This is a genomic window from Allorhodopirellula solitaria (genome assembly GCF_007859855.1).
GTDB lineage: Bacteria > Planctomycetota > Planctomycetia > Pirellulales > Pirellulaceae > Rhodopirellula > Rhodopirellula solitaria.
The window spans coordinates 541,615-566,904 of sequence record NZ_SJPK01000003.1 but is presented as its reverse complement, the minus strand read 5'-3'; the positions used below and the strand labels follow the sequence as shown (position 1 = coordinate 566,904).

The 25,290-nt window shown below is 58.4% G+C and carries 17 protein-coding genes; 7 read left to right on the top strand and 10 right to left on the bottom strand.

Features of this window, described 5'->3' with window-relative positions; all coding sequences use genetic code 11:
- The first annotated feature begins 84 nt into the window (after positions 1–84).
- Positions 85–1,188 carry a GNAT family N-acetyltransferase gene (locus tag CA85_RS08250; RefSeq protein ID WP_146390818.1) on the top strand — a complete coding sequence of 368 codons (1,104 nt, stop codon included), beginning with the start codon at positions 85–87 and terminating at the stop codon, positions 1,186–1,188.
- A gap of 464 nt (positions 1,189–1,652) precedes the next feature.
- On the top strand, positions 1,653–2,678 hold the full coding sequence (locus CA85_RS08245) for a glutamine synthetase beta-grasp domain-containing protein (protein WP_146390817.1): 1,026 nt from the start codon (positions 1,653–1,655) through the stop codon (positions 2,676–2,678).
- Between the two features lie 29 nt (positions 2,679–2,707).
- Here CA85_RS08245 and CA85_RS08240 read toward each other — a convergent pair whose 3' ends face one another.
- The 4 genes from CA85_RS08240 to CA85_RS08225 form a co-directional block, all read right to left on the bottom strand.
- On the bottom strand, positions 2,708–4,138 hold the full coding sequence (locus CA85_RS08240; protein ID WP_146390816.1) for a DUF3748 domain-containing protein: 1,431 nt from the start codon (positions 4,136–4,138) through the stop codon (positions 2,708–2,710).
- Positions 4,139–4,332: 194 nt separating this feature from the next.
- Positions 4,333–7,170 (bottom strand): alanine--tRNA ligase, encoded by a 2,838-nt coding sequence (gene alaS / locus CA85_RS08235; protein ID WP_146390815.1) that lies wholly within the window; start codon positions 7,168–7,170, stop codon positions 4,333–4,335.
- A 49-nt stretch (positions 7,171–7,219) separates the two neighbouring features.
- Entirely contained in the window at positions 7,220–8,503 is a 1,284-nt protein-coding gene (serS, locus tag CA85_RS08230; protein ID WP_146390814.1) for a serine--tRNA ligase, read from the bottom strand.
- A 98-nt stretch (positions 8,504–8,601) separates the two neighbouring features.
- Entirely contained in the window at positions 8,602–9,231 is a 630-nt protein-coding gene (locus CA85_RS08225) for a peptide chain release factor-like protein (RefSeq protein WP_146390813.1), read from the bottom strand.
- 710 nt (positions 9,232–9,941) lie between these two features.
- On the opposite strand from CA85_RS08225, the gene mdh reads away from it, so the two are divergent.
- The 4 genes from mdh to CA85_RS08205 all read left to right on the top strand — a co-directional run bounded on the left by mdh (position 9,942) and on the right by CA85_RS08205 (position 17,563).
- Entirely contained in the window at positions 9,942–10,892 is a 951-nt protein-coding gene (mdh, locus tag CA85_RS08220; RefSeq protein WP_146390812.1) for a malate dehydrogenase, read from the top strand.
- Between the two features lie 771 nt (positions 10,893–11,663).
- Positions 11,664–15,242 carry a PVC-type heme-binding CxxCH protein gene (locus CA85_RS08215; RefSeq protein ID WP_246112600.1) on the top strand — a complete coding sequence of 1,193 codons (3,579 nt, stop codon included), beginning with the start codon at positions 11,664–11,666 and terminating at the stop codon, positions 15,240–15,242.
- A 104-nt stretch (positions 15,243–15,346) separates the two neighbouring features.
- Positions 15,347–16,375 carry an L-threonine 3-dehydrogenase gene (gene tdh, locus CA85_RS08210; RefSeq protein WP_146390810.1) on the top strand — a complete coding sequence of 343 codons (1,029 nt, stop codon included), beginning with the start codon at positions 15,347–15,349 and terminating at the stop codon, positions 16,373–16,375.
- A complete protein-coding gene (locus CA85_RS08205) occupies positions 16,376–17,563 on the top strand; it encodes a glycine C-acetyltransferase (protein ID WP_146390809.1) in 1,188 nt (395 codons plus the stop codon). It begins immediately after the preceding gene.
- Positions 17,564–17,579: 16 nt separating this feature from the next.
- On the opposite strand, the gene cyaB is transcribed toward CA85_RS08205, so the two are convergent.
- The 3 genes from cyaB to CA85_RS08190 form a co-directional block, all read right to left on the bottom strand.
- Entirely contained in the window at positions 17,580–18,158 is a 579-nt protein-coding gene (gene cyaB / locus CA85_RS08200) for a class IV adenylate cyclase (protein ID WP_146390808.1), read from the bottom strand.
- Between the two features lie 83 nt (positions 18,159–18,241).
- On the bottom strand, positions 18,242–19,174 hold the full coding sequence (locus tag CA85_RS08195; RefSeq protein WP_146390807.1) for a hypothetical protein: 933 nt from the start codon (positions 19,172–19,174) through the stop codon (positions 18,242–18,244).
- Entirely contained in the window at positions 19,171–20,304 is a 1,134-nt protein-coding gene (locus tag CA85_RS08190) for a thiamine phosphate synthase (RefSeq protein WP_146390806.1), read from the bottom strand. The genes CA85_RS08195 and CA85_RS08190 overlap by 4 nt, the downstream gene beginning before the upstream one ends.
- Before the next feature lie 721 nt (positions 20,305–21,025).
- On the opposite strand from CA85_RS08190, the gene CA85_RS08185 reads away from it, so the two are divergent.
- Positions 21,026–21,469, top strand: a complete 444-nt coding sequence (locus CA85_RS08185; protein WP_146390805.1) for a thioredoxin family protein — start codon at positions 21,026–21,028, stop codon at positions 21,467–21,469.
- A gap of 214 nt (positions 21,470–21,683) precedes the next feature.
- On the opposite strand, the gene CA85_RS08180 is transcribed toward CA85_RS08185, so the two are convergent.
- Genes CA85_RS08180 through CA85_RS08170 form a run of 3 tightly spaced genes read right to left on the bottom strand, consistent with a single transcriptional unit; the run spans position 21,684 to position 25,207 of the window.
- Entirely contained in the window at positions 21,684–23,942 is a 2,259-nt protein-coding gene (locus tag CA85_RS08180; RefSeq protein ID WP_146390804.1) for a leucine-rich repeat domain-containing protein, read from the bottom strand.
- Positions 23,932–24,816 (bottom strand): ABC transporter ATP-binding protein, encoded by an 885-nt coding sequence (locus tag CA85_RS08175; RefSeq protein WP_146390803.1) that lies wholly within the window; start codon positions 24,814–24,816, stop codon positions 23,932–23,934. Before CA85_RS08175 ends, CA85_RS08180 begins: the two co-directional genes overlap by 11 nt.
- Complete coding sequence (locus CA85_RS08170) at positions 24,806–25,207, bottom strand: GntR family transcriptional regulator (RefSeq protein WP_146390802.1); 402 nt, start codon at positions 25,205–25,207, stop codon at positions 24,806–24,808. Before CA85_RS08170 ends, CA85_RS08175 begins: the two co-directional genes overlap by 11 nt.
- Between the last annotated feature and the right edge of the window lie 83 nt (positions 25,208–25,290).

Here is a 25,290-nt window from a genome sequence, read left to right as displayed (position 1 = left end):
CACCTTGGGCTGGGCTGTAACGCACGAGCAAGTACTGCAGGTGATGTCATCCGAGTTGCCTGTGTCGGAGAGGAGATTAATCCGATGGCAACCATTCGACCTTTCCAGAATTCGGATTTACCGGGCATCTTTGAGGTCTGGATGCGGCACTGGATGGCGGCCCGCCAATCCCCACCGGTCAGTGTTTCGATTTTGGAGCGTGCGATTCTGTCTCGCAGCTTCTTTCGACCGACCGATTTGATGGTCGCGGTGGAGGACGAACGAGTGATCGCATGGGCCCATTCGCTCTCGCATGAGCTCAGTGACGAGCCCGACGAAGACGACGGCGCCCCATTCCGGCACGAGAGCGTTGCCAAGAGCGGCGCCGAGGATGACCTCGAGAATGACGCCGGCCAGGAGTCTGCGAGAGACGGCGGCGAGACGACCGCGATGCTCGCCGCCCTGTGTTTTGCCGACGAGCCCGGGATCGCGGTTTGCGATCAACTGCTGCGGGCCGTCGAGGCGCAGCTGCACCGCGAGGGAGTCACCCGGATCGATGTCGGTCCCGTCCGAGACGTCAGCAATGGCTACTCCGGGCTGGCCCCGATCGGACACGGCATTGGCGTCCCCGTTTCCGACGCACGCACCGGTTCATTGCTCTCTCGCAATGGGTACCATGTCGCCCGTAGCGTGGATCGCTTGGCTGTCCAGACATCGACGTATCGCCCGCCCGTCAACCGCTCGTTTCTGCAGCTGCGGCGGAGCACGCGGCTCGATCAAACACCGCTGCTGCCGGGGAGCCAGCGAGTGGCAGCGGCGATGAGCCATTTTGATCTCGAGCGTCACACGCTCGTCGATCATCAACAGCAGCAGATGCTCGCGACCTGCGAATTTTGGTTGGGAGATCCAGAGGTCCAGGTGATGGAGAGTTCCCGGGCAATCCTCTCGCTCAGTCCGATGGGCGGTCGTCTCTACAACGGTCAACCCGTTCCCGTCCCATCGAAGCGTTTTGTCGACCCGGAGTCGCACGAGCTATCGGTGGAGTGTCAGTTTTTGATTTCGTCACTCGTCCAATCGCTGTCCAACCGTCAAATCCTGACTGTCGAGACGGCGGTCGATCGCGACGACCGCAAGCTCATCGAACAGCTCGGGCAATTGAAATTTGAATGCGTCGAGCAGGGCAAGCAGTGGACGAAAGAACTGGGATAGCTGGAGGTTTACCGTCTGAGGACTCGGAAAACTTGGCTCGCTGCGCACCCAAAAGCCGCGTCAATCGTGGCAGCGTCTACTAAAAGAGCTCTTTTTTTACAATCATTTTGTAGCTCCAGACGGCGCGCCGCCGCTGGAGCGGCTCGATTCGGTGGGGCGGTTTCTCACCCCATCGGGCGGGAGAGGGGACGGTGAAATCACACCGCGGGGGCGCGACCTCTCCCTAGCCCTCGTTCGTCTGCGGCGGGGGGCGGATTCCCGCCAATAGGCCAGCGGCCGGACCACTGGAAAGTTATTGAAATTCCGCTACTTTATGTGCGTTAGCAGACGGCGGTGGGTAACCCTGCTCAGCCGTGTGGACAGGTGCGGTTGGGTAGATCGTTTTTTTGTCCCAAAGTTCCGATTCCAGGCCATTGCGAACATCTGTTTCGCAGGCCCAACCAGTCTGAGGAGACTCTCGTTTTATGACCAAGTGCAAGTTGGAGTACATTTGGCTCGATGGCTATCAGCCGACCCAAAGCATGCGTAGCAAAACCAAGGTTGTCGACGATTTCAGCGGCAATTTTGAAGACGCACCTGTGTGGTCGTTCGATGGATCGTCGACGCAGCAAGCTCCCGGCGGTGCGAGCGATTGCTTGCTCAAACCTGTCTTTTGCTGCCCCGACCCCGATCGCTCCGGCACCGGGTTCCTCGTCATGTGCGAAGTCCTCAACGCCGACGGCACGCCCCACCGCAGCAACGGCCGGGCTACGATCAAAGACAAAGATGACGATTTCTGGTTCGGTTTCGAACAGGAATACACGATCTTCGATCCTGAAACCAATCGCCCCCTCGGCTTCCCCGCCGAAGGCTTTCCCGCCCCGCAAGGCCCTTACTACTGCAGCGTTGGATCAGGCAAGGCCGTCGGCCGTGACCTCGTCGAAGAGCACCTCGAACTGTGCCTCGAAGCTGGCCTGAACGTCGAAGGCGTCAACGCCGAGGTGATGATGGGCCAATGGGAATTCCAGATCTTTGCCAAGGGCGCCTGCCTCGCAGGTGACGAGATTTGGGTCGCTCGCTTTCTGCTCGACCGCACCGCAGAAAAGTACGGTTTGGTCATCAATTACCACTGCAAGCCAATGCAGGGTGACTGGAACGGCAGCGGCATGCACGCAAACTTCTCCAACACCTTGCTGCGAACCTGCGGCAGCAAGGAAGTCTATGAAGCAGTTTGCCAGGCATTCGAGCCGCGGATCAATGAGCACATTGACGTCTACGGTGCCGACAATGACCAGCGTTTGACCGGTCTGCACGAAACCCAGTCGATCGACAAGTTCAGCTACGGCATCTCCGATCGTGGTGCGTCGATCCGAATTCCGATCTTCACCGTCGAGCACGGCTGGAAGGGTTGGCTCGAAGATCGTCGCCCAGCTTCCAATGCGGACCCGTACATGGTCGCCAGTGCGATTATCGCAACCGTGCGGACAGCGAAACTCCCCGCCACGGTCTAATCAACCGCCCGCGGTAAAAGTTCTATTTTTCAAGAAGCCTGGATCGCCAATCGCGGTCCAGGCTTTTTTGCTGTCCCGGATGGATCATCCTGTGGCCTGGCCGCGAACGTCCACAAAAAGATCTGATTGAATGCTCTTTGGGGATCTTTCTCACCGGCCTGTTGGACTGGCCGGACGTACGCGAGTTCAGTGCCATCGGGTGAGAACACGCAAGCTTCCGGTCGAGGCGCCACGGACTCGTGACAAGCGCCGGTCAATCGCTGGGTTTCTCCTGTATCGGTGTCTGTCACACAGACACTCGTATCCATCAGATGAGCGATCCACCGCCCGTCGGGGCTCCATGTGAAAGCGGAGCTGACGTCATAGGCGTTCTGGGTGAGTTGCCGCGTGTCGCCCGTGGTGGGTGCCACCGTCCAAAGTTGCACAATCCCGTCATCGTCTTTCATCAGGAATGCGATCCGGTCACCGTCCGGGGAACTTCGCAGCCAATGTCGCGGCCCTTGGATACCCGGGAATCGACGTTCGTCTGTCGTCGTCAACCGTCTCTGCACAACGCCCTTCGGGGGGCGAGGGCGAGTCGTCGGGGTTCCAGCTATCGCGCCGTCGTCGCTCTGAGTGAGGTCGTTGGGTAAATCCACAACGTAGACTTCGCGGTGGTGCTGCCCATTGTGTGCGACGACTTCGCCTTGAAAGGCGATCGCTTTCGCTTGGCGCTGGCCATCGCGACGGAGGTAGCCGTTGCGGCCGATCCACGCGTCTTCCAATGCGCGGCAGATCTCATCGGACCCTGGACCGGGATGATCGTGGGTGCGAGTGACGATGACCGAAAAGTAATGGCCGTTGTGGTTACGAGGATGTTCTTTTCCCACAACGAGCAATCCACCGGGCAACGAATCCGCTGGAACGCTAACACCGACCACACGCTGGTTAGACTCATGCGAAATCGGTGCCTCGTCGGTGCAATGACCGAGTTCAGCAAGGATGTGATCCTCATACGTGAACGCGATCCATTTGCCGTCGGGGGAGAACGTGTGCACATGACTGCCGCCTCTCAACGCTCCCGGTGTGAACGGGGGCGTGAGATCCCGAGCGTCCATGTTGATGGCGACCTCCGGACGGGCAGCATCAACGATCACGCCACGCCGATGCCATGCTTGATATGTCCAGTCCTGCGTGGGAGCCTCGGGGCCATGTATAAAAACGACCTGATCCGCGGTGGGTGACGCCGTCACAACACCGACACAGGCACCGTCGCCGGATTCGTAGAGCACCTCGACATCACCCGATGCCGCGCCCACCCGTTCGATCCGGGTTCCGTCGAATACCGAGCCAGCAGCATCGCTTCGCACGTCATAATAGATCCACTGTCCATCGGCTGACCAAACGTTCGCGTTGGTCAAGAGATGGTTGGTGGGCCCAGTTGTCAGTTGCCGTTCGCGGCCATGGAGATGCGTAGTCATGCAAATGGGGTCTCTTCCGGTGGTGTTCGCTGCGCTCAACAACCGGCTATTTTCTTCAACGCCTTCGGCGCAGGAAAACCTTTGGAGAATCAAGGACTCGTCGCCTTGTCCACCACAGGAAAGCTTTCGCAAAACTCGTCACTTATTGATCACGCGTTGCTTACGGCCTGCGGCTCCTGGGGAGGAGGGCCTGCTCATCCAAGTTGTTCCGTCATGCTTTGGCGGGCTTTCTCGATCGCTTCGGGGAGCTTTTTGGGATCCTTGCCGCCGGCTTGAGCCATGTCGTCTCGGCCACCGCCACCGCCACCGACCACTTTGGCAGCATCACCGACCCAGCGCCCTGCTTGGAGGCCACGGTCGACAAGATCCCGACTGAGCCCACCCACCAAAACGACCTTATCGCCTTGCGCGGCTCCGAGCAGAACTGCGGACGGTCCCTTGCATTTCTTGCGGATCTGGTCGATCCATCCACGCATCACGTTCGGATTGGCTCCAGGCGTTTCGACAACCACGAGAAGTGTATCACCCACCATCACGCCGGATTCGATCAGTTCACTAGCAGACAGTTTGCCGCCATCGGTAACCTGTTTCAACTGTGTCACCAAGCGACTGCGGTCGGCCAACAGCGCATCGAGTCGCGCAGCGACGTCATCGATGGCGACATTGAGTCGCCGGGTCAACGACCGAACGGCAGAACGCACATCGTTGTAATCGGATGTGTCGGTCGCGGACGCTTTCGCGGCCCGAGCATCGAAGTGGAAATCGGCTGGGTGGTCTGCCGCTTTGCCTGCGGAGAGCTCTTTCTTCAGGCTCCGCACATCCTCCATCAACGCCTCGGTGGCAGCGGCGGCATGGCTCGCATCGCAGCCGAGTCGGCTGGCGACCTCGTCGAGCAGCCGCTGGGTTTGCTCACGATGCTCCTTCGCCCGTTCGCCCGTGAAAGCATGAATGCGACGCGTACCGGTGGAAACACTCTCTTCGACGACGACTTCGAAACCGCCGATGTCTCCGGTGTTCGTGAGGTGTGTACCACCGCAGAGCTCCCGGCTGAATTCCCCCATGGACACCATTCGGCAGGGGTCTGGGTACTTTTCGCCAAACAGCATCATCGCGCCCGATTTGCGAGCCGTATCGAGAGAAACGGTATCCCAGCGGACAGGCTCCCCTTGGGCAACATGATTGAGCACGTCGCGTTCGATCTCGACAAGCGTTTCATCGGGAATGGGCTTGGGGTTGGTGAAGTCGAAACGCAGACGGTCCGGTTCGACCTTGCTGCCTTGCTGTTCAGCGTGCCGGCCGACGTGATTGTGCAGGGCATGGTGCAACACATGAGTCGCGGTGTGAGCGCGAGCGAGGGCATTGCGATTCTCCACGTTCACTTTCGCCACACAGCTCTCACCTGTGCTGATTTTCCCACGGGTCAGTTTGCCGAGGTGGACGATCAGGGAAGCATGCCGCTTGGTATCGATGACTTCGAACGCGAAATCGTCGCTCTCGATCACGCCGGTGTCACCGACTTGTCCGCCGGATTCTCCGTAGAAGGGAGAGTGATTCAGTACGATCCGGTGGATCGCGTCCCCGGGGCGATCGAGGTGCGAGAGCAATTGGCCATCGTCCCCTTTGGCTTTCCCATCGCCCGTGATGATGCCTTTGATCTCCGCACTGGACTCGGTCGATTCGTACCCGACGAAGGGGGTTTCCCGCAGCGACTCCTTCAGGGTTTCGAGCGGACCGGTTTGAAACAGAACTCGTTGACCGCCATCGCTGACACCGGCGTGTTCCTCCATCGCCTGTTCGAATCCCGACCAATCGAACGTAAAGTTTTGTTCGGCGGCGAGGGTTTGCACGAGCTCCGGCGGCACGCCATAGGTCGTCAGCAGATCGGCTGCTTCGGCGCCCGGGACCATTACCGAGGATTCGGAGCGCATGTCGTCGAAGAGGTTGCCGATACGTTTCATACCACCATCAATTGTGGAGAAGAACGCTCGCTCCTCGGATTCGATCGCCTCACTGACTCGCTGCGCGGTTTGGCCGAGCTCCGGATAGGCGGCTTTGGATGCGTCTGCGACGGCCCCGGTGAGCTGATAGAGGAAGGGTTCGCGAAGATTCATCTGGTAGCCATCGAGGACGGCGCGGCGAATCAGACGGCGGATCACTGACCGGGCGTCCTTTGGGCCGGGATAGACGTTCTCGTGGATGGCAAAAACGGCAGCACGAGCGTGGTCGGTGATGCGGCGGAGACGACGCCCGTGATCGCTCTCGTATTCGTACTTGACGCCGCAGACTTCCGAGGCGGCCTGCACGATCGGGAACAGGCTATCGATGTGAAAGTTCGTTGGCACGCCCTGCAACACACTCGCTGTGCGCTCCAGTCCCATCCCCGTGTCGATATTCTGGCTGGGCAGGGGATGCAAATTGTCCGGTGGTGTTCCCACGCGGTTGAACTGGGTAAAGACCAAGTTCCAAATTTCCACTTCGCTGCCGTCGTCGAGCTTGTAGTAAATCTCGCTGCAGGGACCGCAGACGCCGTCGGGACCTTCACTCGGCGCTGAGGCGGGCCAGAAGTTCTCGTCCTCGTCCATGCGTGTAATCCGAGAGCTTGGCAGCCCAATCGATTCGTTCCAAATTTGAAACGCTTCGTCGTCATCCTTGTAGATCGTTGCTGTTAACCGATCCGGCGCGATCCCCAGCCATTTCTGATCGGTGAGAAATTCCCAGGCCCAATGAATCGCTTCGACTTTGAAAAAGTCACCGAAGCTGAAGTTGCCGAGCATTTCAAAGAACGTGTGGTGAAACGCCGTCCGCCCCACGTTTTCGATGTCCCCCGTGCGGAGGCATTTTTGGCAGGTTGTCGCCCGGGTGTAGTCCAGTTTGACTTTGCCAAGGAAGTGGTCCTTGAACTGGTTCATCCCAGCCGGCGTGAACAACACCGATGGATCCCACGCCGGTACGAGCACGTCGCTGGGTTGTCGCACACAACCTTTGGTCTCAAAGAATTCGAGGTATTTCTCGCGGAGTTCGTCAGTCTTCATGGATGTTGTTTTGGGGAAAAGAATGCGTTGAAGTGGGAAGGCGGGGCGGTTACGCGATCGGCTCGAGCACGTCCTGGCCAACCCAAGGCTGGAGAATTTTGGGGATGGTGATCGAGCCATCAGCCCGTTGATGGTTCTCGAGAATGGCGATCATGGCGCGGCCGGTCGCCACAGCGGTACCGTTGAGCGTGTGCACGTATTGGGTCCCCTTTTGGCCGGGGGTTTTGTACCGCACGTCGAGCCGGCGGGCTTGGTAATCGGTGCAGTTACTCGTGCTGGTCACCTCTCCCCACTCGCCACCGTCGCCGCGGCCGGGCATCCACGCCTCCAGATCATACTTCCGGTAAGCCGGTCCACCGAGATCGCCGGCAGCGGTATCGACGACGCGGTAAGGGACCTCCAAGGCGTCGAACATTTCGCACTCGAGTTCACGCATCTCCTCGTGAACCGAATCGCTCTGTTCCGGCACTGTGAAGGCAAACATCTCGATCTTGCTAAACTGGTGAACCCGGTAAAGTCCTCGCGAGGCTCGCCCCGCCGCTCCCGCTTCGGTGCGGAAACAGTGACTCAGGCCGCACAACTTAATCGGCAGCTGTTCGCTCTCGATGATCTGGCCACTGAGCATCCCGCCGAGTGGGATCTCGGCGGTCGCGATCAGATTGAGTTCCGTGTTCTCGATGCTGTAAATCTGCGTCTCGGGGCCACGGGGATTGAACCCAGTACCCTGCAAAACACTCGTCAAAGCCAGGTCAGGGGTGGCCACGGGTGTGAATCCGCGATCGGCGAGAAAGCTGATGGCGAACTGCTGCAGAGCGAGATCCAATCGCACAGCGGCGTTGCGTAGGAAGTAGAACCCTGAGCCGGCCACGCGAGCGCCGCCTTCGAAATCGAAAAGATCGTGCTTCTCACCCAGAGCGAGGTGGTCGATCGGTTTGAAATCGAAGGTGGGCTGGGTGATTTTGCCGAAGCCAAGCTCTTTAGCGTCTTCCTCGCCACCGTCGGGAACGGCGGGGTGGGTGAGATTAGGCAAGATCGATTGCAGCTCGACGATGCGGGCTTCCAGCTCGGACTGCTTGGCCGCCGCTGCGTCTTTTTGGTCACGCAGTTCTCGTCCGGCAGCGATCAGCGCATTGCGTTCATCGGCGTCCTTGGCCGACGCGATGCGTTTGCTCGTTTCGTTGGCCTGGGTGTTGAATTCCTGAGATTTCTGCAGTGCCGCCCGCCGCTGTGTTTCGAGTTCACAGATCGCGGGCACGTCGACTTGCACGCCACGTCGGGCCGAATTTTCAGCGACGAGATCGGGGTTTTGCAGAATGAATTTGCGATCGAGCATCGGCGATGGGGAACGTCAGAGGAAGGGAGCAGAAATCGAGTCCGCGCGGAAAACGCACAACTTAACGAAAGTCGCTGACTTTTCGCAGCCCCGACTGATTAGCGAAGTGGGCCACGACCATGATGGGCACGGATGCGATTGACGAGCGTCCAGGCCGGGGGATGCGTTCGCAATAAATTCGCCACACGGCTGGTTGAAACCCGCCAAAGGGGCGCCACCAGACTCGGTTGCCCGCCCGCCACGTGCATGTCGTTGAGCAACAGCGCAGTGACAGCAGGCTTGAGTCGATTGTCATCGGCCAGTTTCAGCGGTGTGCCGCGATAGCGATCGCGTAGTTCGTGCTCAGCAGCACTCAGTGGATCCCCCGATTCGATTGCCAAGGGCGATGTCGTCCGCAAGCTGACGGCCAATACGTATCGCAGCCGGCGGATGGCAATCTCTCGGTTGCGATGCTGGTTGCGTTGCTCGGTCGCTTCAGCGGTGATCTCCATGGGCCGGAACGTCACGAAGACTCCCGAGGCGGTGCGGTTTCGATGCTGACCGCCGGGACCACCTCGTGCCTGGGTGCGAAACTCGCACTTGGCCAGCAGCTCATCGAGCTGCCATACCGCCGGGTGCGGCGGCGCTATCGTCGTTAGAGCCAACCGCTGGTCAGCACTGGGAAGCACCGCAGCGGCCGGATCCACAGTCGATCGGTTGGTTCCAGAGGCTGGCTTGCGGTCAGGCATCAGATGATCGTGGCGGAGCGGCCACAGTGATGCGGGCCTCGCCTAAAAAGAGGGGCGGTGAGATTGCAAATTGCAGTACATTCATTGCAAAATACAGATTGATAACGTGATTTCGAAACGCGTTCAGCTGCGAAGGATCCATTTGCAGTTCGCCACGAACGTCGATCCCGGAGAAAATCGAGGAAAGGACAACAGGTGGCCGAGAGCGCCGCGCCCGCTTGATCGGCCGCCGATGGAACCGAGCTTTCTACTCTACAACACAATCCGGCTGCAGGTAGATATTTTGGGTTCATCCGACCGAAGCGTACGAAAAGCACAGCGGAAAGATTTTTGAGGCATGGCTCTCGTATCCAATGATCGTTCAAAAATGCGTCCCTGACGAACAAACGCTCGCCAGGGACCGACAACACCATTGGCGTACCGCTTTTGCAGGGAAACGCTGGCGACCGAGATATCCCTTGCCAAGCCAGCACCTCTGCAGAGCTCGGCTCCGTTTCTCCCGGCAGTGCCAGTCTAACATTGATAATCACATCCCACAAATAAATCCTTCGATACGGCAGCCATGCCTTGAAAACCTCGGGCGCACGCGTCCGTCGGATCAGCCATATTTTGTTCGATCTGCCCTCAACAGCCCCTCTTGACGCATGGGGTGGCGCTGCCAGGATATTGCCAATCTTGATCCCTCTCACCTCGCAAAATGACTCAATCTCATGCTACGTCGCGCTAAAATCACGATCATTGGTGCTGGAAATGTCGGTGCCACGTGTGCTCACTGGTGTGCAGCCGCTGAACTCGGCGACATTTTCTTGCTCGATATCCCCCAAACCGAGGACATGCCACGCGGCAAGGCACTCGATTTGATGCAGGCCTCGCCGATCGTTGGATTCGATTCCAACATTGTCGGCACGACCGATTACGCCGACACGGCAGGCAGTGATGTGATCGTCGTGACGGCGGGTATCCCGCGAAAACCTGGCATGAGTCGTGACGACTTGCTCGCGACCAACGCGAAGATCGTCACCAGCGTGGCGGAACAGATCAAAGCCACCAGCCCCGATGCGGTTGTGATCGTTGTCAGCAATCCGCTCGATGCGATGGTGCAGCAGATGTGGAAGGTGACCGGCTTCGACCACGCCCGCGTGATCGGCCAAGCCGGCGTACTCGATACAGCGCGTTACCGGACTTTCTTGGCAATGGAACTCGGCGTTAGCGTCGAAGACATCAGCGCCCTGTTGATGGGTGGCCACGGCGACACGATGGTTCCGATCCCCAGTTGCACCAGTGTCGGCGGCATTCCCGTCACTCAGCTGATCGAATCGGCGCGACTCGACGAGATTGTCGACCGGACTCGCAAGGGTGGCGCAGAGATCGTCGCATTGCTCAAGACCGGCAGCGCCTATTACGCTCCCGCCGCCGCTTGCACGCAAATGGTCGAAGCGGTTGTGAAGGACAAGAAACGCGTGATCCCCGTCGCAGCTTACTGCGAATCGCAATACGGCGTCGGCGGCTATTACGTCGGCGTGCCCGCCGTGATGGGCAGTGGCGGAGTCGAGAAGATCATCGAGCTCGACTTGACCGACCAGGAAACCGCAGCGTTCCAAAACAGCGTCGATGCTGTCAAATCGCTGGTCGCGACCATGGACGGCTTGCTCTCGGCCTAGTTCATCCGACGGAAGCGCGCAGAGCACAGCGGAAGGTTTTTTGAGGCATGGCTCTCGTATCCAATGATCGTTCAAAAATGCGTCCCTGACGAACAAACGCTCGCCAGGGACCGACAACACCATTGGCGTACCGTCGACCGAGATATCCCTTGCCAAGCTGCACCTCTGCAGAGCTCGGCTCGAATGGCGTGGACTTAAGCGATTGCCGCGTGTGAAACATTCTTCCGTCGAGTTTGTCTCGGCGGAGGAACCAACTGGCAGCTACCGAAAAAATGCGAAGTAGAAACGGTGCTCCGTCTCGGGCTTGTCCCGGCGGTCACACGACTTGATTCGCTGATTCCGCCGGGACAAGCCCGGAGCGGAGATCGATGTGGCGAGGGCGTTTTGCAGGTAGCTTGCAGTTGCCACTCCGCCCGGACAAGCCGGACGGAAGCGAAAGCAGATGCCCGTGAAACTCGAGTCAACCTGCTTAAGTCCATGCCATTGGAGCTCGGCTCCGTTTCTCCCGCCAGTGCCAGGCTAACATTGATAATCACATCCCACAAATAAATCCTTCGATACGGGAGCCATGCCTTGAAAACCTCGGCCGCACGCTTCCGTCGGATCAGCCCGAAAGCCTCGAAGCAATCATCGATGCCAGAACGTTAACTCCCTCTGGCCGTGAGGGCATGCCGTTAACGCAAAGAGGCGAGGGCGGTGCGACGTGAACGTGAGAAGTCAGGTAGAATCCGAAGCTTTCTTCCTGTTCTCAGATCCCACGGGTCGATGCACATGATCCCGCCCGCTGCGGTCCTCCGCCTGACGCTGCTTTTTCTTTCTGGCTTACCGCTGCCCTCGCTTAGAGCGGCAGATGATGCGTTGGCAGCGACCGGGGATCGCCTTCCCGGTGCTGCTCAACCGGGTTCCCCTGCGAGCTGGTATGGGGCGGGCGTGCGGCCGACCGAACCCCGCACGCCCAGTGACGAGCAGGCAGGCTTTCATCTTGCTCCCGGATTCGAAATCCGGCTGTTTGCGGCAGAGCCCCAGATCGCCAAGCCCATGAACATGGCGTTTGACGATCAAGGCCGGGTGTGGGTCACCAATAGTGTTGAGTATCCTTTTCCGGCGCCAGACGGAACCACACCGAGCGATTCCGTCCGCATTCTCGAGGATACCGATGGAGACGGCCACGCGGATGAGTCGGTCGTATTCGCGGATGGATTGAACATTCCGATCGGAGTGCTGCCCTACGGTGACGGATGCCTCTGCTATAGCATTCCAAATATCTACTACCTCCGCGATACCGATGAGGATGGTGTCTGCGATCAACGAGAAGTGATTCTCGGGCCGTTTGACACCACGCGTGACACCCACGGCATGATCAATTCGATGCGGATGGGGGACGATGGTTGGGTATACGCCAATCATGGGTTCAACAACCAATCGACGGTGGCGGGCTCCGACGGACATGAAATCGTTATGCATTCAGGGAATACTTTTCGCTTCCGTCCCGATGGCTCGCGGGTGGAGCACATCACCTGGGGCCAAGTGAACCCGTTCGGAAGAACGAGTGACGATTGGGGCAACGATTTCACGGCTGATTGCCACAGTAAACCGATCAGCCAGATGGTTCGTGGTGGACAGTATCCAGGTTTCGGAAGGCTGGACGATGGGCTGGGCATGATCCCACCGATGATGGATCATCTCCATGGCAGCACGGCGATTTCGGGGCTGGTGTTCTTCTCGGAGGAATCACCGATGCCGTCGCTGGCTAACCAGATGCTGAGCGGAAACGTGATGACATCGCGAATCAATCGCAACGCGGTTTCCTACCAAGGAGCAACTGCCGTGGCGGAAGAACTGCCAGACTTTCTTACCAGTGACGATCCGTGGTTTCGCCCTGTCGACATCCGGCTCGGCCCCGATGGATATCTCTATGTAGCTGACTTTTACAATCGAATCATCGGGCACTACGAAGTACCTTTGAATCATCCGGGACGCGATCGATTTCGGGGCCGGATCTGGCAGATCCGTGCTCTCGATGCCAAGCAAGAGGGAGCGGGATCGAGCACCGGTCCCAAGGCCGTCGAGCGGTCATGGGGCTCAACCAACGCAACCCACCGCCGCCTCGCCCTTCAGGTCGCGGCTGAGCATCCGAGCGAGATGCTTGACCAGCGAGCGAGAGAACTTGTCACGAACCCTGAGGCGGGGACGACGAACGCCCGCATCACGGCAGCGTGGTACCTGCAGCAGCGTGGTCAGCTCGATCGCCAACTGCTCGAGAGATTGAGCAACGACGCGTCGGCGAAGGTTCGCACTCACGGCTGCCGAGCAATAGCAGCCATCTTGCACCAGCAGAGCTCGGTTGCTGATCCGTCGCCGCCCTGCTTCGATCTCGCCCTTGCGAAACTCGAAGATAACAATGCGCACGTCCGCTCCGCCGCCGCAGAAGCGTTGGGGCAGAGTACTCGCACTGAGGCAATCGTACCGCTACTAGAACTGCTCGCCAGGGTTGGTCCCGAAGACGTGATTGGACGGCAAACCGTGCGCATTGCGATTCGCGATATCGTGCAATCGCAGCCCGATTTCGACTCCTCGCTGGAGGGACTCACCGCGACCATGCCCCGGGCGCAGCGGCGCGAGTTTGCCGAAATCATGCCAGCCGTTCCGACCCCGGTTGCCGCGGATGCGTTGATCTCATTACTCGATCACGAGGAAACATTGCCCTCCCGGGCTGACGCAATGATACAGCATATTGTCACCCGCGCGTCTTCCGATCGCTTCGATGCGGTCATCGGTCTGGCGAAACGCTATGCTGCTGATCGAACGGATGCCGGTTTCGACCTTGCTCAATCGCTCGCCGATGCCTGCAAGCAACGGGGCAAGCCGATCCCACCGCGTCTGCGAGATTGGATTGACGAGCAGATCGAAAGTGACCTCGAGCAACTCCGATCGAGATTGGCGAGCGGGCGACCGCTGGCGATCCGGTGGCAGGACGAGCACGGCGCCCGCTGGCCAGCACAAGCCCGCCCAAGCGCCGACACGGGGCAACCGGTCGAGATGTTCAGCTCGTTTCCGTTGGGGGAAAGCTATACCGGGAAACTTGTCAGCAGCCCATTTGTCTGCCCGCCACAGATTTCCTTTCGACTTGCTGGACACAATCGCCATCCCGAACGAGTGGACAGTGGATTGAATCGTATCGAACTGGTTGCATCGAAGACGGGGCAAGTCCTCCAAACAGCTCTCCCGCCGCGTCAGGATCCGGCTGTTCTCACCCAGTGGGACTGCCGATCGATACAGGGTTCGTCCGTGTTCCTTCGCTGCATCGATGGCGATGCGGGCGCCGCGTATGCATGGATCGCAGTCGGTGCATTGACCCCCGCCTGGCTGTCCGAAACCGACCAGACTCTCGAGCGTGTCCTCTCCGCACTGACTCGGTACCAGATACGCGATCGCCGCGCCGATCTGGTGGAACTACACACCGTGCTAGACGAGGATCCATTGCAGCGGGTTCGCATCGTCGCGGCCATTGCCGAACTGGATCAAAACCACGCTGTGGCGAGACTTCTCACGCGGGCATCTGAACTATCGATCATCCGACCGGTCGTTGATGACTGGAGCTTGCTAGCGATTGAGGGCGAAACGATCGACGAGCTCAAGCCGACGGCAACGCTCGCCAAACAACTGACCACAGCCCAACAAGCACAATTGGCGATCTCACTGGCGAGCGATGCAGAGACGGTTTCCATCCTCGTCAAACTCAGCGAGGACGGTGCACTCGCTCCAGAGATCCTACTGGAAAAGTCCGTCTGGGAACCCCTGCAGACCACTGCCGACGCGAGTTTGCTTGAACGCGCCAAGGCGACCCGAGAACAGGCCCCACCGATGGATGCGGCAATCGAGGCCGAGATGATAGCAATTGGACAAAGATCGGCTCACGTGAAAGCAGACATGGAGTCGGGGCGAAGTCGATTTGTCAAACACTGCGCCCTCTGCCACCAACTCGGTGGTCAGGGCGAGCTGGTCGGCCCTCAACTCGATGGCCTTGGCAGTCGCAGTGCGCAGCGTCTAATTGAAGACATCATGGTGCCCGACCGGAATGTGGATAAAGCGTTTCGAACGACGACGTTTCTGACCGTCGATGGCAGCGTCATCAACGGTTTGGTCAAAGACGAGGACTCGTCTCGCGTCTTGGTCGTGGGGGTCGACGGGAAAACGCAGAAAATCCCTCTCGACCGAATCGAACTGCGTCGTGAATCTTCCACATCGCTCATGCCCAGTGGCTTGCATAAGGCCATTGGAAGTGAGGGCATTGCGGAAATTGTTCAATACTTGCAATATGCAGCAACGCAGCGAGCGGAGCCCGAGTGAGCGTCTCGGCTGCGTTGTTGGTTTGGAAACGTTTCGGTTGATCAATCCTGCGTCTCTGCGAGGCGCGATGACCCACAATACCTGATGGCAGAGTTGGCAATCCTATGAAAGCACTCGTCAAACGTGAACGCCAGCCTGGCCTCTGGCTCGAAGATGTCCCGATGCCCGAGCACGGTATCAACGACGTACTGATTCGAGTTGACCGGACGGGCATCTGCGGAACCGACGTTCATATTTATGCGTGGGATAGCTGGGCACAGAAAACCATTCCCGTACCGATGGTGGTGGGCCATGAGTTCGTCGGTGAGATCATCGAGGTCGGTGCAAACGTCGTCGATTTCCAACCGGGCGACATCGTTAGCGGTGAGGGGCATGTGGTTTGTGGGCGTTGTCGAAACTGCATGGCCGGCCGTCGGCACCTGTGCGCCGATACCAAGGGAATTGGTGTGAATCGCCCGGGGGCGTTCGCGGAATACATTTCGCTCCCGATGACCAACGTGTGGCATCATGACCATGCGATCGATCGTGACATCGCTGCCATCTTTGATCCCTACGGCAACGCGGTCCACACGGCGCTAACGTTTTCGACTCTGGGAGAAGATGTCCTGATCACTGGGGCAGGACCGATTGGCTGCATGGCGGCAGCGGTGGTGCGGCACGCCGGAGCCCGGCACGTGGTTGTGACGGACGTCAACCCATGGCGTTTAGAGCTAGCAACGAAACTCGGAGCCACGCACACGGTCGATGTCCGCAATCGAAATCTGAGTGATGTGCAGAAAGAGCTCGGGATGCACGAGGGATTCGATGTGGGATTGGAGATGTCTGGAAACGCCAGCGCATTTCGCGACATGATTTCTCAGATGTGTCATGGTGGCAAGATCGCCATGCTCGGCATCCCCTCCGAAGAGATCGCCATCGATTGGAACACGGTGGTGTTCAATATGTTGACCCTCAAGGGCATTTACGGGCGCGAGATGTATGACACGTGGTACAAAATGGCCGTGATGCTACAAAGCGGCTTGGACCTTTCACCGATCATCACGCACCGCTTTGACTTTCATGATTTCGAGAAAGGTTTCGACGTGATGATGTCGGGGCAATCCGGAAAAGTAATTCTCAATTGGAACATCTAGATGTACGGAAAACTTCAAGCCCATCTTGCAAGTGAACTTGCTCAAATCCGCGAGGCCGGGCTCTACAAATCGGAAAGAACCATCCGTTCCCCCCAGGACATGCACATTCGCGTCGGCGATGGCGACGAGGTGCTCAATCTCTGTGCGAACAACTACCTCGGTTTATCCGAACACCCTGACATCGCTGCAGCGGCGGCCGAAGGACTGCAAAAATGGGGCTACGGCCTCTCCTCGGTTCGCTTCATTTGCGGGACCCAATCGATTCATAAGCAGCTCGAAGAGCAACTGAGTGATTTTCTCGGCACCGAGGATACGATCCTGTACACGTCTTGTTTCGACGCCAACGGTGGATTGTTCGAAACCCTGCTGAGTGATCAAGATGCGGTGATCTCCGATGAACTCAATCATGCATCGATCATCGATGGCATCCGCTTGTGCAAGGCCAAGCGATTCCGGTACCGCAACAACGATCTCGCTGATCTCGAAGAGAAGCTGCAAGCAGCGTCCACGGCGCGGTTTCGTCTGATCGCGACCGACGGTGTCTTTTCGATGGACGGGACGATCGCAAACCTGTCTGGGATCTGTGATCTTGCCGAACGCTACGATGCGCTCGTGATGGTCGATGACTCGCATTCTGTAGGCTTCGTCGGCCAGAACGGCCGTGGCACGCACGAACATCACGGCGTCATGGATCGGGTCGACATCATTACAGGGACGCTCGGAAAAGCACTGGGCGGGGCCAGTGGCGGATACACCAGTGGACGCCAGGAAATCATCGAATTGCTGCGGCAACGCTCCCGCCCCTATCTCTTTTCGAACTCCGTCGCGCCACCGATCGTTGCTGGCTCGATCGCAGCGATTGAGTTGTTGACTGAGTCGACAGAACTACGTGATCGCTTGGCAGAAAACACTGCGTTCTTCCGCGAAGGCTTGACCCGAGCCGGGTTTGATATCGTGCCCGGGGAACATCCGATCGTGCCGATCATGCTCGGCGACGCTGCTCTCGCGGTTCGCATGGCCGACCTGATGCTCGCCAAGGGCGTCTATGTGATCGGGTTTTCTTACCCAGTTGTGCCGATGGGCAAGGCTCGGATTCGCACTCAGGTTTCAGCCGCCCACACGCGTGAGGATCTGAGTTTCGCTATTGAAAAATTCGGTGAAGCCAAACGCGAACTCGGTATGGCATAGCGTCACGCTGCCGAGACTAGCTTTCCAATACCATCCGCAAGTAGCTACGTGATTCAGGCAGATTCAGGCCAAGCTTTTCCGCCATCTCGGTAACCCGTTGTCTCGCACTGCGGATCTCCTCGTCGGTCGGTTTGTCGCTCGGTAGCACACATTCGATCTCGGCGAACAATCCCGGCTTCTCTTGCGATGCCAATGCGGGGACTTCGTCGATGGTGATCGTCAGCCCATCGATGTCGTCACCAATGCGATAAGTATGTCGCTGTTTACTGACGGTGGCCACTTTGGAAAAGCCGAGCAGCTGAAAAAGCTGTTCCATTGATCGACCGTCCGCGTCACCGGGATCGAGTCGCCATTCGAGCTCCTGGCGCGCTTTGACATCCCCCTCTCGCTTCTGACCTTTATAAGTCACCATCGGCGTGCCATCGACACGGCGCACGCGGAGGGCCTCACCCGTTTGAGCAAAATCGCGGCTCGGGTGGTTGTAGTACGTATCGTCATTGCATCGTTTTGATACTAACACCGCCGCCTCCGCAGCGAGAAGCTCGGTCAAGGCGTCGCGATCATCAACGTGATACTTCTGCTCGATTTCAAACATTGCTCGTGAGTCTTGTAGAAAGTGGTCGAGGGGACAACGGCTTCACTGCATCTCTCGGCGCCGGGGCCGTCGATGAGATCGTACTATTCACTCGCTGCTGAATCTGAAAACATAGGTAAACGCCCCAACTTGGCTGGATGCCCTTCGCTGGTGATCCATACCTGGGAATCGGCATCGACCGCCAACGCTTCGATCTGTCGCCAACGCGGCATGTCGACCGCGGTGGGAATACTAGCGAGCTGGGTGGTCAAGCTCGTATAGTCGCCGCGTCGGAAACAAAAGGCTTGGAAGTAACTCGTGATCCAAATATCACCGGTTGCCGGGTCTCGATCAGCGCCAGTCGCCATTGGTAGCGCCAACGTCGCAATCCGTTTCGCTGTGACGACGTCGGGCCGAACTTCGGATTCTCGTCGATCCATCGGCGAAGCCTGCGCTTTCGATTGCTGCCAATGCTGATCAGAGATTCGATAGACACCCGCGAACGGCAACCGCCCCTTGCCAAGCAAAATCAGGCTCGATTCCACCTCGTCATACCAGACCGCTTCGCAGTCGATCGCGCCGCCGGGGTAGCGGACGTGGAGCTGCCCATAGTCGGATGGACTCAGACGGGTTGTCTCGTGCGGATCGGGTTCATCAAAACGATACAGCGTGATGAATTCGCGACGAGCGTCGTTGTCACCACTGTCGGCGACGATGAGCTCGCGACGTCCCAGGCCTGCCGACGTCAGCGATTCCCAGTCGATAGCGTTGACTCCGGCGAGATGACACTCGCCAGTCTGAAGGCCCGTTCGGCTATCAAAAGCAAACAAGGTTGCTGCGTGACCCGAATCATTATGAGTCCAGATGCAGTGAGGATCCCGAGTTGAGAACGCCAAACCGCTGCTCTCGGCCAACTCCGTGTTGCTGGTCAGAGAGACGACATCGTGGACCAGCTCTTCGCTGGGCGATTGGGCGGTGAGCAGGGCAGGAACGCTGAGGTGCATGACCACCAATAGCACGCGAACACTACGAATCATGAAACGAGTTCCTCGGATGATGACAGAGTAACGCTACGAAGTTGCGCTAGCAGCTCGCCAGCAGCTTGGCTTTCGCTACCGACGCAAAGCGCGCCGGTGACCGCTACCCGGCCGAACCCAGCAGCGACCACCTCGGAAACGTTCGATGGGATGATCCCTCCGATCGCGAAAGCGACCGGAGTCAATGGATCACAGGAGACGTCGGTTACTTGACGCAGTAAATCGCAACCGGGATAGGCATCGAACTTTTTCGTGTTGCCGGGAAATACCGGACCACAGCCGATGTAGTCGGCGGTGGAGGCGATCGCATCGTGCACTTGGTCGATGTCGTGAGTGGAAAGACCGATGATCGCATCGGCCCCGACGATACGGCGAACCTGCGCGACGGGCAACTCATCTTGACCGACATGCACGCCGTCGGCTCCCGAGGCGGCGGCGATATCGGCCCGATCGTTGATGATCCACAACACACCGAGATCTTTCGCGGCATTCGCTCCCGCGACCGCCCGTGTAAAGAGTGTGCGGTCGTCTACATTGGAATCGCGCAGCTGAATGATGTCGACGCCGGCATCTGCCAAACTGACCATTCGCTGAATCATCGCCGCTTCGCTAGCACAGGCATCGACAAGTGCGTAGAGCCTGGCCTGTTGCAGCCGGTGAAAACGATCGCTGCCGCCGAGGCAAACCTGTTCGAGACGAGCACAGACATCATAGCACCGGTAACGCAGCTGTTCGATTTCGCCAGCGAACGTGACGTCGACGATCTTTCCGTACTCTTCTAGACAACGCATCGCTTGCTGGGTCCGGCCCGCGGCCGCGGCCACGATTTGCGTGGCCGTGGTTCGCTGCTGTTCACTCTCGGTCGAGACGGTGGTTCCGACGTCCTGACCGCTATCGCGCGCGGCGAGACATTCACTGCGAGGCAACCGCAAAAGTGCGCTGGCAAAGTCATGCCGCAGTGACTTCAATTGCTGAGTCATCGAGCTTGCATCGAGCACAAACCGGGCGGTCTCTTCCATCGCGCGCAGCCCCTCTGCCGCACGATTGGCGTTCGCATCGAGAATTCGCATGATCGCCTGGCGTCGGTGACCCGGAGACGTGGCGTGATCGGGGAACGGCGGTTGCGTCATGGAGAATTTCTCGGGCCGTCTGACAGTACGAGCGAAGTGGGTGGCTCGCCATTGGACGACAATCCGCAGTCTCGCGAAAGGGCGGTTGTCGCGGCGGCAGACCGAGCCACCGAGCCGACGCCCAGCCAAGTATGGATGCTCGGACCGGCGCCAAAACGGGCGGCCCGACGCCAGTTGCTAGCAAACAGTTAAAATAGGCAAGCTACAGCGGGGCTGATCACGACCATACGCGGCCTGCAAGCGGGGCTAAGGGCTCCCTTGGCAACAGATTTCGAAAATGCCGGTTCTGCCGGTTGCAGGGCCCCCCAGCGTTCCTACAATCCCGACCAGCCTGAATGGAAAGACAGACCACCCTGTTGAGGCGGGTTTCCAGTTGGAGACTCGGCCCCACGGGCGAAGGATTCCCTCAGGCCAAAGTCATTTCCTGAGTCAGCGTGGAGTGCGTCGACGGGAGCCGACTTACTGCGAAGCGATATGTTGCTACGCTCGTTGAGGTAAAGGAAGGGATTTTTCCTGAGTCTTCAGTGGGTCGCAGCGTTACATTTTGTCCGGACAGTTTAAATCTTTTCAATTTTCGAGCATGGTTTCACGGGTGGTTTCGCTTTCTCAAAGCCCACCCACCTGAACTAAAAAACCGTTGGCGTATGATTCGCCTGACTCGATTCCGCTGGCATGGTGCCACAACTGTTCCGACGAACTAACTTGCATTAGGAAGCATGGAATGTTGTCACTGTTCTTGGGTCTTACCCTCTCGTTGGTTACCACCGGTTCGTCGATGATTGAACCTGCGAGGGAGACTCCCACTCACCCGAGTGACCAGAACTACACTCTGGCGTATAAGAAGTCAGTTGAAGAAGACAAACCTCTGATGGTCGTGATCGGTGCCCCGTACTGCCCGGCCTGTCAGGTACTCAAGAAGACGACGATCGCGGACATGACGCGGTCGGGCGAATTGGATAACGTGAGTGTCGCGGTTGTCGACCGCGATGCCGAGCCTGAACTGGCCGCTCAGTTGATGGAGGGAGAAAATTTGATCCCGCAAATCATCATGTTCAGCAAGACCGAAGACGGTCACTGGAAGCGACGTCGCTTGATGGGATTCCAACCCGTCCAGCCCGTCCGCAATCTGTTGCAAAAGGTTCGGATCGGACTCGGTCGCGGCTAGTCTCGCCGCTTCGCTGTGTGAAGCATGATCCGGCGTTTCTCTAGGATCGGTGCAGTATCCCCGGATGCTGTTCCGGGTTCACTCATCCGCCGTGGATCCCAAACCTGGGAGAAACGGCGATGACCCCGCCATGAGGCGCGCTTGGGTCGGAACGAACCGCTAGCTTCGTCTAAGTTCGCGATGCCCTCAGCTCGCGATGTTCATCGTCAATGGCTCAGACGCATGCGAACTCGGTGCGTTGCCACTGTCGGTAGGCGAGCGAAAAGATGACGCCAGCGACAATCCAGATCCCTGGCAGTACGGCAGGGTGATGCAGAGCCTGGCGAACTGACTCAGCCGCTGCGCCGGAGGGTCCCAATCCAGTATCGACGATGATCATGGTGACGCAAATCGTCGAAATCAGCCCCACCAGACCGAGAGCGATTGCCCAGGCAATGCCGCGATGGAGGGTGACCGATAGGATGACTCCCGTCCCCAATACGCTCAGTGCGCCCGCAGCCACTAATCCTCTCAACACATGCGAAGGTGTCGGCACCTGCATCAGAAATCCGATTTGGAGGTTGGCAATGATGAATGCCAACGCCAACAGGGACCCCAGCTGTGTCCACACTGCCAGGAAGACGCTGCCTATCCACCGCTCTCGTGCGACGGGATACAAGATATCTCGAGCGAGCGTATCGCGACGCCCGCTACACTGCATTGCGATAAGTAACATGGGTAGCGCGAGCAGCATCAAGACGCTGTGATGGACCATCATGTGGTCCATCGCGGACGCGCCATTGACGCGAAAAAAGGAACCGAACGAGAAAGTGATCGCAACGATGATCATGATCGCACCGATATAGGCAGGTGAGTTTCCCAGCCGCCACATCCGTGCAATCCACCGGTGTGTCGCTCGCGGCTGCGCCAGTGTGTCTTGCAGTCTTCGATTCCATCGTCCTATCTGGGCGGCACTCTTGCGATCGTCGCGTCGGTTCCACGCCAAACTCGACATCCGCGCACCGAGATCGCCAACCGTCATGGCCGGTGCGATGGCATGCTCGGCCCAGAACCGGTGCTGCCAAGAGAACAGCAGCAGGCAGCCCGCCAACACGAGTGCTGCCGTCGCCAGCAATAGCATCGCGACCACTGGGTGCACCCCCATCAAAAACTGGTCCAGAATCGCGCTCCACCAGGGTGGTGCGAAGTTCATGGCGATGGGGTGATACATCACGCACACCACAATCAACGCAGGAAGCCAATATGCGTACTGGCGCCCCGTCATCCCCACGACGCTCCACATGGCATGTAAGATCGCAACGACCGCAACGCAAGATGCGAATGTTGCCAGTGCCGGTAACAAGGAAAGGTCCCGGCCGGATATTGCGAGGGCATAGGCACACGTCGCGATCGTGATGAACGCCGCGAAAAACCCGAGATGAACCGGAGCGAAACGAGGGATCAACTGCGCCGACGGCCCAGAGAACTGACTCGTCAATTGCAGCATGATCACCATCGTCGCAAACATCAAAATGCCACCGGCCATCCGCGACTCAAGCACCTTCCTGCTATCGTAGGTTGCCGGTCGCACGCGGACGTGGGGCAGCGTTTTGGCGACCACTGCGAGTTGATTGCGTTCGGCGTCGCTTTGATTGGATCCTAGCCAGAGTCGCTGCAGCGTCTGACTGTCTGCGAACACTTCACGGCAGTTTTCCTTCAGCACCGGATCACAGGCAGGATCGGGCGTCTTGCTACCCGCGAAATAGCCTAGTCCCGGTAGGTACTGTGGCCGCAGGATCAATTCCCTGAGCGATGGCAGGGCGTTGAGTTCGACCAGCGTTTCGGGGCGGTAGGGGCTGGCCATTGGGCCGTTGGACATCGATAACGGTCCATTGGAGATGCACACCGAACTCAAGTTTGGGAGCGTGGAGAGCGGCTCCAAGGATGCAGGTAAATCGATCGTTTGCAGCGAGATCCACTCCAGCGAAGGGACCTGTGACAAGGCAGCAATGTGTGCAGCGGTTACCTTTACATCGAGTACCGAAATCGCTCGTAAACTCGTCAGGGCGGCGAGCGTCGTCGGTGCAACTTGAGTCAACTGGTCCCTATCAAACTGAACCTTCGCCAAATTGGGGAACTGAGCGAGCGTCTGCTCAAGGTCGCCGAAGGGGAGCACCTCGGCTTGTCGCGGCCCCAGATCGTTGGGCTTTGTTCTGATCGCCGATCCCATACGCGTGAAATCGATCGCAGTGATTTCGGGATGGACGGTCCCGTCCTCAGACCAACGCACAAACGCTTGGGCGTCGTGAAAAGTATCGCTCGCATTCTGATCAAAAGGTGTTGAGTATGAATCGCGAAATCGGAGTGAGCGAGATGAGAAGCAGAAAATGGCACATCCGATCCCCAAGATCAGTAGCGCGCAGAGCATCAGTGGACGCATCAGGTAGGTCTTGGAAATCCCCGAAATTTGACGGAGTGCGGATTTACTGAGCATCGTGAAGCTCCAGGAAAATGTCCTCGAGATTGAGGTCCTCGACATCGACGGACGCATCCCAACGATCGCGAATACCATCGATCACCTCATCGTTGACTGCCGCGACAGCGACGATGGCGGAGTCGCCATTGATTTCAGTCCGTAGAGCACCTGGTACGCTGAAGTCCGGCGGTAAATCGACGGGCGAATGCACGCGAATCCGTTTCACACTATCCTTCAATTCATCCAGTTCACCGAAGTAGTCGATCACGCCATTCCCCATGATCGCCACATGCGAGGCGATCCGCTCCAGGTCAGAGGTGATGTGGGTTGAGAATAGGATGCTGTGCTCGCGATCTTCGGTAATTTCTAGTAGCGATCGCAACAAGCTACGACGGCCGCTCGGATCAAGGCTCGCAGCGGGTTCATCGAGTAGGTAGAGATCGGGGCGGTGTCCCATCCCGAGGATCAATCCGAGTCGCTGCAGTTGGCCGGTGGACAGATTGCGGATCCACGCGGCCCCGTCGAGGTCCCATTGATCGAGGAGTTCGCGGCACCAGGCGTGATCCCAATTCGCATAGAACGCGCCGGTATACTCGATCACTTGGCGAACCTTCATCCAGGGATAGAGATGCACGACCTGGGGCACGTAGCCAATGCGAGATTTGGTATGGGCCGATAGGTTCCACGGGTCTTCGCCCATCAGAGTGGCCGTGCCCGCGGAGATTTTTAGCAGTCCGAGGAGACACTTGATCAGAGTGCTCTTGCCGGCGCCATTGCTCCCGAGCAGGCCGACAACAGCGCCTCGGGGGATCGCTAGATCCACACCGCGAAGCACCTCGTTCTTACCAAAGTGCTTCCGCAATCCAGACGTTCGGATAATGTCATTGTTCATGGGATGAATCCTTGAGTGCCTTTTTGACAACGGACAGAATCTGGTCGTCGGAGAGGCCGAGTTGGCGCGCCCGATGCAGCGCCGGGGCGACCAGTTCCTGGAAATCACGTTTGCGCTCAGTGGCTGATCGGGTATCGCGAATCTCGACCACGCGCATCCCCAGCCCACGAACACGCTCGACCACACCATCGGCCTCCAGCCGCGAGTAGGCCTTCGACACGGTCATCATGTTCACCTCCAGTTCCCGGGCCAATTCACGGGTGCTCGGCAACATCTCGCCGGCCGCTAAGTCGCCGCAGGCGATCAACGCACGGACCTGGTCCATGATCTGCCGAAAGATCGGCACACCCGACGAAGTCGCAACACGGAATAGCTGAGGGGGAAGTGACATTGTGCATTACTATAGCAATGCACCTCCGCGGGGTCAAACCTCGAAGCTTTGGGGCGACGATGGGTGTTTCGTTGCTAGCGAAA